The sequence below is a fragment of the Desulfosporosinus cupriresistens genome (assembly GCF_001707885.1).
Classification (GTDB): domain Bacteria; phylum Bacillota; class Desulfitobacteriia; order Desulfitobacteriales; family Desulfitobacteriaceae; genus Desulfosporosinus.
The window spans coordinates 74,849-86,665 of record NZ_MASS01000015.1; the positions used below are offsets into that span (position 1 = coordinate 74,849).

General features: G+C 46.1%; 13 protein-coding genes. 10 read left to right on the forward strand and 3 right to left on the reverse strand.

Translation table 11 applies throughout. The features are described from left to right. The first annotated feature begins 84 nt into the window (after positions 1-84). From lon to DSBG_RS08425, 7 genes are all read left to right on the forward strand, one after another. Positions 85-2,517 (forward strand): endopeptidase La, encoded by a 2,433-nt coding sequence (gene lon, locus DSBG_RS08400; RefSeq protein ID WP_068963694.1) that lies wholly within the window; start codon positions 85-87, stop codon positions 2,515-2,517. After that, positions 2,505-2,765 carry a hypothetical protein gene (locus DSBG_RS08405; RefSeq protein ID WP_068963695.1) on the forward strand — a complete coding sequence of 87 codons (261 nt, stop codon included), beginning with the start codon at positions 2,505-2,507 and terminating at the stop codon, positions 2,763-2,765. The genes lon and DSBG_RS08405 overlap by 13 nt, the downstream gene beginning before the upstream one ends. A gap of 36 nt (positions 2,766-2,801) precedes the next feature. After that, a complete protein-coding gene (gene yihA / locus DSBG_RS08410; protein WP_068963696.1) occupies positions 2,802-3,395 on the forward strand; it encodes a ribosome biogenesis GTP-binding protein YihA/YsxC in 594 nt (197 codons plus the stop codon). Beyond that, the gene (locus tag DSBG_RS23015; RefSeq protein WP_176716226.1) at positions 3,388-3,525 is read left to right on the forward strand and encodes a hypothetical protein; all 138 of its coding nucleotides are present in this window, start codon (positions 3,388-3,390) and stop codon (positions 3,523-3,525) included. The genes yihA and DSBG_RS23015 overlap by 8 nt, the downstream gene beginning before the upstream one ends. Before the next feature lie 44 nt (positions 3,526-3,569). Then, complete coding sequence (locus tag DSBG_RS08415) at positions 3,570-3,839, forward strand: hypothetical protein (RefSeq protein ID WP_068963697.1); 270 nt, start codon at positions 3,570-3,572, stop codon at positions 3,837-3,839. A gap of 164 nt (positions 3,840-4,003) precedes the next feature. Then, positions 4,004-4,663, forward strand: coding sequence for a flavodoxin family protein (locus DSBG_RS08420; protein ID WP_068963698.1), 660 nt, complete (start codon positions 4,004-4,006; stop codon positions 4,661-4,663). A 543-nt stretch (positions 4,664-5,206) separates the two neighbouring features. Continuing rightward, the gene (locus DSBG_RS08425; RefSeq protein WP_068963711.1) at positions 5,207-6,205 is read left to right on the forward strand and encodes a sodium:calcium antiporter; all 999 of its coding nucleotides are present in this window, start codon (positions 5,207-5,209) and stop codon (positions 6,203-6,205) included. Here DSBG_RS08425 and DSBG_RS08430 read toward each other — a convergent pair. Continuing rightward, on the reverse strand, positions 6,171-7,049 hold the full coding sequence (locus DSBG_RS08430; RefSeq protein WP_068963699.1) for a DMT family transporter: 879 nt from the start codon (positions 7,047-7,049) through the stop codon (positions 6,171-6,173). The genes DSBG_RS08425 and DSBG_RS08430 overlap by 35 nt on opposite strands. A gap of 240 nt (positions 7,050-7,289) precedes the next feature. Further along, positions 7,290-8,030 carry a LysM peptidoglycan-binding domain-containing protein gene (locus DSBG_RS08435; protein ID WP_068963700.1) on the reverse strand — a complete coding sequence of 247 codons (741 nt, stop codon included), beginning with the start codon at positions 8,028-8,030 and terminating at the stop codon, positions 7,290-7,292. A gap of 185 nt (positions 8,031-8,215) precedes the next feature. Between DSBG_RS08435 and DSBG_RS08440 the strand changes: the two genes are divergently transcribed. From DSBG_RS08440 to DSBG_RS08445, 3 genes are all read left to right on the forward strand, one after another. Next, entirely contained in the window at positions 8,216-9,058 is an 843-nt protein-coding gene (locus DSBG_RS08440; RefSeq protein ID WP_068963701.1) for a TIGR04086 family membrane protein, read from the forward strand. 6 nt (positions 9,059-9,064) lie between these two features. Continuing rightward, positions 9,065-9,187, forward strand: coding sequence for a hypothetical protein (locus DSBG_RS24010; RefSeq protein ID WP_282434205.1), 123 nt, complete (start codon positions 9,065-9,067; stop codon positions 9,185-9,187). Positions 9,188-9,608: 421 nt separating this feature from the next. After that, positions 9,609-10,769, forward strand: coding sequence for an acyl-CoA dehydrogenase (locus DSBG_RS08445; RefSeq protein WP_068963702.1), 1,161 nt, complete (start codon positions 9,609-9,611; stop codon positions 10,767-10,769). A 429-nt stretch (positions 10,770-11,198) separates the two neighbouring features. On the opposite strand, the gene DSBG_RS08450 is transcribed toward DSBG_RS08445, so the two are convergent. Beyond that, positions 11,199-11,817 (reverse strand): NAD-dependent malic enzyme (locus DSBG_RS08450; RefSeq protein WP_282434206.1); only part of this gene is annotated, 619 nt, incomplete at its 5' end.

Consider the following 11,817-nt stretch of genomic DNA (forward strand, 5'->3'; position numbering starts at 1 on the left):
CACTAGCTCTAGTGTGTCTTTTTTGCGAATAATGGTTTGGTGTACGACTGATTCTCGTTTATTTTTTCAATAGGGGGGATATTAGTGACAAAAGAACGTGAATTACCGTTACTCCCGTTACGTGGAATTTTAGTTTTCCCGTACATGGTCATTCATCTGGATGTAGGTAGAGAACGCTCCATGGCTGCCATTGAGGAGGCCATGCTCAGTGATCGAATTATTCTTTTGGCTTCCCAAAAGGAGACAGAGATTGATTCACCAAACCCAGACGATCTGTATTCCATGGGTACGGTAGCAGAAATCAAGCAACTCTTAAAACTTCCCGGAGGCACCATGCGTGTCTTGGTTGAAGGTATTTCGCGGGGGCGGGTACTCGAATTCTTAGAGAAAGACAAGTATTTCAAGGTACGCGTCGAAGAATTGTCTGAGGAAAAGAGAGCCCTTACGACGGAATTAGAAACATTAATTCGCGGCATGACTCATCAGTTTGAAGAGTATGCCAAACTTAGTAAACGCGTCCCTGTAGAAACCTTAGGAACGGTTTTAGCGGTGGAGGAACCAGGCCAATTAGCCGATATCGTGGCTTCCCACCTTAACCTTAAAGTGCCCGATAAGCAAACGATTCTGGAAGCTATGGTGATTGAGGCGCGTTTGGAACGTTTGACAGAACTTATAATGCGTGAAATCGAGATCATGGAATTGGAACGACGGATTGGTCAACGAGTACGCAAGCAAATGGATAAAGCACAAAAGGAATACTATTTACGGGAACAAATGAAAGCCATCCAGAAAGAACTTGGGGATAAAGATGAGCGTCTGGTTGAGGCAGAGGAATACCGAGAAAAAGTAGCTAAAGCTAAGTGCCCTAAAGAGGTTGAGCAAAAAGCACTCAAAGAAATTGAACGCCTTGAAAAAATGCCTCCCTCCTCAGCTGAGGGTACGGTTGTGCGTACTTATCTAGACTGGATTCTCGCCCTTCCTTGGGGAAAGGCATCGAAGGATAAGATTGACTTACAAAAGGCTGAAGATATTTTAAACGAGGATCACTACGGTTTAGAGAAAATCAAGGAACGGATTCTGGAGTTTTTGGCGATTCGCAAACTGACCCCCAAAATGAAAAGTCCGATTCTATGTTTAGTAGGTCCGCCGGGAGTTGGCAAAACATCCTTAGCTAAATCCATTGCCCGGTCATTAGATCGCAAATTCGTACGTATGTCCTTGGGCGGGTTACGAGATGAGGCTGAGATCAGAGGGCATCGCCGCACATATATCGGGGCATTACCCGGACGGATTATTCAGGGGGTTCGGACGGCAGGGACACGCAATTCAGTTTTTCTTCTGGATGAGATAGATAAGATGACGTCAGATTTCCGGGGGGATCCCGCTTCCGCCTTACTAGAGGTTCTAGATCCGGAACAAAATAGCACCTTTACGGATCATTACATGGAAGTTCCTTTTGATCTATCGCAAACGCTTTTCGTGTTGACCGCTAATACACTGCACACGATTCCTCGTCCGCTCTTGGATCGGATGGAGGTCATCACCCTCAGCGGGTATACAGAAGATGAGAAGGTTAATATTGCTAAGCGTTACCTCGTACCAAAGCAGATGGAATCACATGGACTTAAACCAGATGTCGTAACCATGGATGACGAGGTTCTTCTCAAGCTGGTTCAGGGATATACGCGAGAATCGGGAGTACGGAGCCTCGAACGGGAGGTGGCTAATCTTTGTCGTAAAATAGCCATCCTCTGGGTGAAAAAGGAATGGGAACCGCATACTTTGACAATTGAAGATCTTGAGAAAGCGCTGGGTGCGCCTCGTTATCACTTCCAAGTAGCGGCGAAGGCTCCTGAAATCGGCGCTGTAACGGGATTGGCGTTCACGGAAGTCGGCGGAGTGGTCTTAACCGTTGAGGTAACACCGTTGCCAGGAAAAGGAAGACTGACGCTAACTGGCCAATTGGGAGATGTGATGAAAGAATCCGCCCAAGCGGCTTGGACCTTTATTCGCGCCTATGCTCTTGAACTGGGAATAGAAGAAGACTTTTATGATCGCACAGACCTTCACATTCATGTCCCGGAAGGCGCTATTCCTAAAGATGGTCCTTCCGCTGGAGTAACCATGGCAACGGCGATGGCCTCCGCCCTGTCCAAGCGAGCAGTGCGCGCAGATCTCGCCATGACTGGTGAAATAACCTTGCGTGGCAACGTTTTGCCCATCGGTGGCGTAAAAGAAAAAGTCTTGGCAGCTCATCGGGCTGGAAGTAAAGTCGTGCTCCTTCCAGAGGAAAATCGCAAGGATCTGGAAGATGTGCCGGAGAATGTTCGTAAATTGCTGGAATTCCACTTTGTCAGTCGGATTGAAGACGTGCTCAAACTTGCTCTCTTGCCGCTGGCCCATTCGGATGAAGTTCCCGGAGAGGATGTTTCAGTTCCGGGACATTCCGTCTATACTAAAGAAGGAATACCAGTTACAGATTCAAGACCAGAGGAAGCGCCTGTGTGGAAGTCGTAAGCGCGGATGAACGATTAAGAAGAGGCTACATTGCACCTTCGACCGGTTGCATGGCGTTGGGTTATGAATTAATTAGACAGATGCCCAGTATCAGGGCATCTGTCTATCCGTTTTTTATGCAAAGGCCAAGGCGAATTTGCGTCAAGGCGCAAATGGTGCCTTTCACTTTTCGTTCCAAGTCCCGTCGCCCCAAAGCCCAGAGGAAGTTTCTTAGCTTAGAGAGCGCTTTAGTGGAATCGCGTCAATGACTTTTCCTCTCTAATTTCTAGAAAGATGGTGAAACCTTGATAGTTATACGGAAAGCAGAATATGTTGCGTCTGCTGTAAAATACGAACAGTACCCTGTCGGTGGGTTACCAGAGATCGCGATGGCTGGGCGGTCAAATGTGGGTAAATCTTCGCTAATTAACAAATTTCTAGGGCGCCGTAACCTTGCGCGAACTGGGAATACACCTGGAAAAACGCAAACTTTAAATTTCTACAGTGTCAATGATGCTTGGTTTCTTGTCGATTTACCAGGTTATGGCTATGCCAAAGTCGCCAAAACGGTAAATGCACAATGGGGCCCGATGATGGAGACGTATCTTAAGAAGCGGGAGTCGCTGCGGGCGGTGATTCAAATCGTAGATATCCGCCATGCGCCGAGTACCGAAGATATTGAAATGCAGCAGTGGTTACGCTCGAAGGAAGTTCCAACCATGGTTGTGGCAACCAAAGTAGACAAAATTGCACGTGGGCAGTGGCTTAAACATTTGAATGTTATCGCCAAGGCGTTAGATATTCCAGATGTCTCACTGATCCTTCCTTTTTCAGCTGAATCAGGCGTTGGGGTAAAAGAATTGCACGAGGCATTTGAGGAGATTTTGGGACTTGCGTGAGGGGACTTGTGTGACACAGTGCTCGGTGCTCACGACGCAGAGCAAACTAACCGTTCAAGCTCCTGGCTATGGGGAGCGGGGTTCATCCTTCGGCGATAGTATTCTTTTAAAGAACCGCCGACGGCGATAATCTCCACTGGAGACTATCGTGCCAAAAGCGCCATCCTTGGCGCATTGGCGGCAGCGCACATCCGCTGGCCCGAAGACACGGTCTTCGCACGTATTAACCTTCTTGCAGGACGGCGAGAAGGGACCTTGTGCGCTGCCCCGTCTTTGGGGGGGCGGTTGCTTAAACGGAAGTTTGCTGTTCTGCTTACGAAAAGACCTCGTGCTCGTGTCACACTGCGTCCTGGGCTGGGGTCCGAGGAACGGAACGTGGGAGACGGCACATTTTATGTGCACCGTCTTATGAAAGAATTGAGAAACATAGGGCGGAAGTTTTGAAGTTTCCTTTATGCTGCTTGCAATTACATTTGTGGTTACTCCATTGCTATAGCACTTTCCTTTTGCATAGTACCTTACATAAAAGTACATACTTACCTTTTGCTATGAAGTCATATATACTCAAGTAGAACATTTCAAACGACGAATGCAATGGGGAGGTAGTTATGAACGTATTAGCTATTAATGGAAGCCCAAGAAAAAATGAGAATACTGCAACTTTATTAAATAAAGCACTAGAGGGTGCAGCTGCGCAAGGAGCTAAGACTGAGCTCGTCCATCTTTATGATCTCAATTTCAAAGGATGTATTAGCTGTTTTGCCTGTAAATTGAAAGATGGAAAAAGTTACGGAAAATGTGCGGTTAAGGATGACCTGACCTCAATTCTAGAGAAAATTGATAATGCTGATGCGATTATCCTTGGTTCGCCTATCTATTTCGGAAATGTTACGGGTGAGATGAGGTCATTCATGGAACGGATGACATTCCCGTACCTAGTGTATGATAAAAACTATTCTTCCCTGTTTAAGAAGAAGATACCGGTGGGCTTTATTTACACCATGAATTTAGATGAGAAAACGATGCAAGAATGGGGCTACATTCCTGTTCTGAAGGGAACCGAAAATATGATTGGGCGTATTATTGGAGCCCCTGAGGGTCCTGAAGTGCTGTATGTTACCGACACTTATCAGTTTAACGATTATTCTAAATATGTTGTGACAGGGTTCGATGAAGCTCATAAAGCCAAGAGGCGGAAAGAAGAATTTCCCAAGGATTGTGAAAAAGCCTTTGCAATGGGAGCAAGGTTCGCTGGAAATACTAAATAAGAAAAGCATACGGTAAGGGTTTTCCAATTGGCTGGCATGGTCCAATATTACAAAGTGTCAAGCGCAAATTATTTTTTAATATCGTGGCCTTGCTTTAAGGTATATTGCCTTAGAGTAAGGCTGTTTTTTAATGGGACACCATACAAGTCTTTTACGCCATCATCATCGTTCTTAAATGAAGTTTATCAAGTAGTAGTATCTTCGTATAAAAAGGAGTTCGAAATGGGAGTAAGTCCACGCCATCATGAGGCGTGTGATGTGCTTGGGTCGAGAGACTGTTAAGAAAATTGTGGAGACGGCACATTCCATGTGAACCGTCTCCACTTGCGTCTAAAAAGAGTCCCGTTGTCCCCTCTGAACTCGTCGTCTCTCAGCCTGGAACTTCGCGCTTACAAAAGCGAACCTTCTTTGAACGAGCATAATCAAACTTGACTCAAGAGTTCTAGTTTCATACATAAAAAAATAGCTCTCTCGTATATTTAGAGTGAGCGGGGAACTAGAGGGAAGTCTAAGGTGATCTGCGAGAGGAAGGGAGAGAAACGTTTGAGAGATATAGGCTTACTTATTGTGAGTTTAGGTATCATTTTGATAGGGGCAGAAGCGTTTACCAATGGGATTGAATGGTTGGGGCAAAAGCTCATGTTAGGGGCCGGAGCTGTTGGAAGTATTCTTGCTGCTGTCGGAACGGCTTTACCTGAAACGATGGTTCCTATTATGGCCTTTTTGAGTGGGGGAGTGGGCCCAGAAGGATCAGATATTGGCATCGGGGCTATTCTGGGTGCGCCGTTTATGTTGGCAACACTTGCCTTTTTTATCACAGGGTTCACGGCACTCTTGTTCCGGCGGAGAAATCTGCCCCTTCAGTTGGATGCTAAAGTCGTTCAACGTGACTTAGGGTTTTTCTTGTTTGTTTATACAATGGCCATTCTGGCGTCTTTTTTGCCCAGTCAACTGCTTAAGAATGGAGCGGCATTAGCGCTTCTCGCTGCTTATGCAATTTATGTCTTCCTTACCTTACGCGCGAGTAAAGGGGGACATAAGCAGGAAGATTTGGCTCCGCTTTATGTGGCAACACGGACCAACAATCCGTCGCTGGTCATGATTTTAGTGCAAATCGCTTTGGCCTTAATTGCCATTGTTTTTGGAGCACGGGGTTTTGTTAACGCAGTGCAGCCTATCGCAGTGTCAATTGGAATACCGGTCTTTGTGCTCTCTTTAATTATTACTCCGATTGCCACAGAGTTACCAGAGAAGTTTAATAGTGTCCTTTGGATTCGCCGTGGCAAGGACACACTGGCCATGGGAAACTTGACCGGAGCCATGGTATTTCAGAGTTCTGTGATTCCAGCGATCGGCATTGCTCTTACACCATGGAAATTGGATGCCTTGGCATTGTGGAGTGCGTTTCTTGCTTTAGGAGCTGCAATGATTCCGTACTTATCTCTTCGACGCAAAGGTGTAATTTTTCCGACCAGTCTCTTGATAGGAGGAGCCTTTTACTTGTTTTTCATTTTGACGGTGTTTCGTTTCCCGATCCAGTAAACTCGGCGATTAACATGCCCCCTAGAACCAATCCTGCACCAGTCAGTCCTTTCAGCGTAAATACTTCACCGGCGAGGAAAAAGGCGGTGACTGCGGAAAATGCGGGTTCCATAGAAAAAATGAGGGCAGTATGGGTTGAAGTGGTGAATTGCTGCATTTTGGTTTGAACAAAGAAAGCGAGTGAGGTCGCGGGAACGGCAGTCACTAATAAGGCCAGCCAGGCAGTTGAGGTGAAGTGAATTGCTGGTTGAGGTAAAATTAGTGAGAAAATACCACTTAAAATGCTCACGGTAAGGATTTGGACACTGGCTAAAACGGTGGCATTTGTCTGAGGGGCATAACGCCCGACAAAGAAAATATGGAGGGCAAAGCTTAAAGCACAGACAAGAACCATGAGGTCACCCTTGTTGAGCTGAAAATGATCACCTAAGGAGAGCAAGGCCAAGCCTACTAGAGCGCTCAGGATACCTAGGAATAGACTGGGATGCGGCAGCTTGCGTGTCGTTATAGTGACTAGTGTCGGGACAATGACGATGGAAAGTCCCGTTATAAAACCGGCGTTGGACGCGGTCGTATATTGCAGGCCGACTGTTTGCCAGGCGTACCCGGAGAACAGAAAGACCCCCAAGGGTACTCCTTTAAGTAGTTCTTTGGTGGAGATATGTGTTTTTTGAAACCAGAGAAAGGGCAAGAGGCTAATAAAGGCGAGGGCGAAGCGAATCGCTAGAAATGGAAACGGGGGCAGATCCTCAATTGCCCATTTGACGATGACAAAGGTCGATCCCCAAACTAAGGCGACTAAAAGTAATGAAAAATCAGCCCAGCGGCTTTTGTTTAGCTTCATCAAATCACTCCTACTGTTCTTAATGTATAACTAGTAAAATTAATAAGGAAGGAAATAAAAAGAAAGGCCATTGCGTAGGATACGCAATGGCCTTTCAGAAGTTTAACAGATTTTACTGATAGATGATATCATCTGACCTCTAGCCTGAGACATCCGAGCTCCGACCCCTGTTAAGATGGCACAGTGGATTACGCAATTTCTAGTATAACGGAATGAACGCCAACTGGAAAGAAGAAATTTTCAACCTTTTCCTCCATCATGCGGTCCCGGTATTTCTGGGTGCTCATCAAGCGGAGTATAGATGGGTGGTGGAGAACAAGGCGGCGGAGCTGGGCAGGGGGCGCATTCGCTACAATATTGCTGCTTTGCTTGACAGAACAGATGGTAATGACGTTCCTCATCGGCTGCTATTTCCATCAGAATACATTGAATTTCTGGAATGGGTATTTTTTGGGCCAGTTCAAGATATTCCCGATGTGCTTTGGCCTCGTCCTCGATGTTCAGGTCAAGAAGTGCACAAAGTTCACTGGTATAGTTGATAAAACGGGCACGCCAATCGACCCAATGGCCACTACTTAATGAACCGTACCTGGGGTCGACCCCTAGAAGGCGTAAAGCTAAGGCTAATTTTTCGAGATGCCGGATTTCGTCATAAGCAATGGGCCGTAATAAGGCATCGAACTCCGGGCGGTCAAGCAGTACAGCTTGATAAAGGTAGGTTGTGATGGCGGTTAATTCCGAATCCGTTCCTGCATAAGCCTCGTAGAGCCACAGGGCATATGTAAAGTTCGGTTCGGGAATTTCCTCGGGACTCGGTTCATGAGTCTCCAGGACAGGAAGTAATAGAACTTGACCAGCATAAATGCGATCAGGATGCTTTAAATGATTGAGTTGAATGATTTCTCCCATTTCGACATGATAAGCTTTGGCGATTTTAAAAATGGTATCACCTGCTTGCACAATATATCGTACATAATCCATTAGGACTCCTCCCTTTCACGTGTCATGCTACAATATATTCCCGAAGAACGAGAGTGGTAATGGATAATGTTGGCATAATGCGGAATGTATTGGACAGGTTCAACGTATTTATAGATAGAGTTTAGAAAATCACAATAACTTGAGCGTTCGGAGTTATTGAATTTAGAAAAAGGAAGGGAATAGCAATGGGTACATGGCTCTTAAAAGGAATCACTGCGGCCTTGATGGTTACGGTCTTAACTCTATTTGCAGGAATAGTATGGGGTGCTATGGGTCTGGGAGGCCTAAGCACTTCGCTTCTGTTGGATATTGGGCTCTTGGCAAGTTGTCTTGTAGGCGGATATCGTTCAGCTAAAGAAAGCGGTTTGTGGTGGATGGGTGGGGCTACCGGAATTGGCTATGTTGCAGTGGGGACGCTTTTGCTGGCTCTATTTTTACCGATCCGACTCTGGGGCTTTATCCAAGTCCTTGGTGAAGGTGCAATTATTGGGTTGATAGCAGGTGCAGTTGGGGCCGGAGGTGCTAAAGGAGTAGTTTCAGGCACTTGGTCAGGAAAACGGCGTCAATCGTATTTTAAGCCTTCTTATGCGGGCTATGGCTCGGACGATCATGTCAGTAGTGAGTTCGATTGGGGCCCGGAGGAAAGCTTCCAAGAAAGAGAAACTGCGTCGAATTCATTTTGGGCTGAGAGATCGGAAAGAAAACTCCAGGGAACTCGTGGATCGAAGTGGGATACAGAAGAGAGTTCGGATGTTGAGTGGTCTTGGGATCAGAAGGATGATGATAGATTGCCATGCTTAGGAGCAGGGGATTCCGAAGCATTGATCGATTGGGAGCCGGAGCCGGTTAGGGATGAAGTGTTTAGGGATGAAGTGTTTAGGGATGAAGTGTTTAGGGACGACTTGGTTAGGAACGACTTGGTTAAGAGTGATGTAGTTAGGAGCAAATTTTTTGAGACAAACAGGACGAGTTTGAAAAATGCGAGTGAGAACAAAGAGAAGGCAGCAAAACCTTGGTGGGAGGAATAGAGGGACTTGTATGACACAGCGCTCGGTCTTACGACGCAGAGCAAACTAACCGTGAAAGCTCCCGGCTTTGGGGAGCGGGGTTCATCCTTCGGCGATAGTATTCTTTTAAAGAACCGCCTACGGCGATAATCTCCACTTGGGGAACGGGGAATGTTGGAGAGACGGCACATTTCATGTGCACCGTCTGAAAGTAAGTTCGGAATTAATAATGAATGGGTGGGCTCGTATAGGACGGAGGCGGTTATTGTTTGCAACGAATGTGCAGGCAAAGACTGTCTCCTCTTGCGCCTCGACCAAAGTACCGCCTGGCGACTATGAATCGAACAGGATGATTGGAACTTGTAAAATTCTGTACTTCAGGGAGTATTACAGAATAGTTGGAACATTAGGAAGGATTTTTGTTAAATAAGCGAGAATAGTTTGATAAGTATAGAAGAAAATATTTGACATATGTTCTTGTTCTTATGTGTTTTGAAATAGGGGCAGCTCAGAGGGGTATTCACTCCTGCATGAGGTTTACGGAGAATATAGGCAGAAGGGATGGCGAGGTATGGACTTTCAGTTTAACCACGACCAATTAAAGATGCAGAAAATGGTACGCGATTTTGTTCAAAAGGAAATCATTCCTCAAGCAGTGATCACTGATGAGACACATGAGTTTCCTTTAGAGACCATCCGCAAGATGGGAAAGCTTGGATTGATGGGTATTTCTATCCCAAAGGAATATGGGGGGATGGGTGCTGATTTCTTATCTTATATCTTGGCTATTGAAGAAATCGCCAAAGGTTGCGCTTCTACGGCTGTTATTACGGTCCATACGTCTGTGGAAAGTTTCCCGATTCTTTACTTCGGGACTGAGGAGCAAAAACAGAAATATCTGACCAAGCTCGTCGGAGGAGAATTTATCGGGGCATTTGCTTTGACTGAGGCTAACGCTGGTTCGGATGCGTCTAGCTTGCAAACAACTGCAAGGCGTGATGGGGAATATTATATCTTAAATGGCAAAAAGCGTTTCATCTCGAATGCGGGTTATGCGGACATCTATTTGGTCATGGCTTCTACAGATCGCAACAGAGGGGCACATGGGGTTTCCGCTTTCCTCGTTGATAAGGATACGCCGGGATTTAAAATTGGGAAACGGGAAGAGAAAATGGGTCTCCATGGCTCGGCAACGTGTGAGTTGATTTTTGAAGATGCTCGTGTGCCTGTCGAGAATTTATTAGGAGAAGAAGGGCAAGGTTTCAAAGTTGCCATGTTTCTTCTGGACGCTGGACGGATCGGGATTGGGGCACAGGCTTTGGGGATAGCTGAAGCAGCTCTTGAAGCAGCACTTGCCTATTCACAGGAAAGGGTACAGTTTAAACAACCCATTGGCAACTTCCAAGGGATTCAATTCATGCTTGCAGATATGGCCACCCAAATTGAAGCATCAAAACTACTAGTTTATCAGGCCGCCTCTCTCAGAATGGCCGGTCTTCCTTATAGCAAGGAGGCCTCGATGGCCAAGATGCATGCCAGTGATACTGCCGTTAAGGTGACGACGGATGCAGTGCAAATTTTTGGTGGGTATGGCTACTGTAAGGAATACAAGGTTGAGCGTTATATGAGGGATGCCAAGATCACGCAAATTTATGAAGGCACAAATCAAATTCAGAGGATTTTGATTGCGAAGCATCTGAGGACTACCCCGTACTGGGGTCGGTCGCTTTAACGGAAGTTTGCTGGTCTGCTAACGTAAAGACCTCGTGCTCGTGTCATACTGCGTCCTGGGCTTGGGTCGGGGGAACGGAAAATGGAAAGATGAGCGCTAGGTGGACGGCACATTGCATGTGCACCGTCCTGTTTTGGGATAAACCAGTTGAACGTGAAAAATTCGAGTATGTCTTGGAAGCTGCAAGGTTGGCACCGTCTTGGAGAAATATGTAGTGTTGGCGCTCTGGTGAGTATCCTATAAAAATTTAGAAGAATACTTAGAAAAATACTTAGAAAAATACTTAGAAGAATACCCTCACGTCACATTTATGACATGAGGGTATTCTTATTTTAGGCTCTTTTTCTAAATTGTCCTTGACACAGGGTCCATATTACATACTACTTTTAGGTTGTGCTCTTCTTTTTCGTTGATAAAAATAAAGCAGAATTAACGGCTCGCTAAGAGACTCGTCTTTTCAAAGATCTCCTCGGGGTTCCCATGTATACGGGCCACTCCCGATTTGATAGCGGCTTGAGCAACTGCGGCAGCAACTTTAGGGGCTACCCGTGGGTCGAAGACCCCTGGAATGATATATTCAGCATTTAACTCTTCATCAGAAATGATTCCCGCGATCGCATAGGCGGCAGCAAGTTTCATTTCTTCATTGATGTCTTTAGCACGGACATCTAATGTGCCTCTAAAGATACCTGGGAAAACCAAGACATTGTTTACCTGATTAGGATAGTCAGAACGACCAGTACCAACAACCGCCGCTCCTGCTGTTAAGGCTTCTTCAGGGAATATTTCCGGCGTCGGATTTGCCATAGCAAAAATGATCGCCTCAGAATTCATGGTGGCTATCATTTTCCCGTTCAGGACACCCGGAGCAGAGACCCCAATGAAGACATCAGTTCCTACCAGTGCATCAGTTAAAGAACCGTTGAGCTTTGCATGGTTTGTTAGCTCTGCCATCTCTTCCTGAGCCGGATTCATCCAACGTTCACCAGTGCAAAGAATGCCTGCCCGATCAACCATAATTGCATTTTTCAAACCCGCTTGTAGCAAT

Bases quoted from the DNA above. Each gene is read 5' to 3' on its own strand.
- DSBG_RS08435 (WP_068963700.1), bottom strand. From the start codon at position 8,030: ATGGATTATGTACGATATATTGTGCAAGCAGGTGATACCATTTTTAAA.
- DSBG_RS08430 (WP_068963699.1), bottom strand. From the start codon at position 7,049: ATGAAGCTAAACAAAAGCCGCTGGGCTGATTTTTCATTACTTTTAGTC.
- DSBG_RS08440 (WP_068963701.1), top strand. From the start codon at position 8,216: ATGGGTACATGGCTCTTAAAAGGAATCACTGCGGCCTTGATGGTTACG.
- DSBG_RS08420 (WP_068963698.1), top strand. From the start codon at position 4,004: ATGAACGTATTAGCTATTAATGGAAGCCCAAGAAAAAATGAGAATACT.
- DSBG_RS08445 (WP_068963702.1), top strand. From the start codon at position 9,609: ATGGACTTTCAGTTTAACCACGACCAATTAAAGATGCAGAAAATGGTA.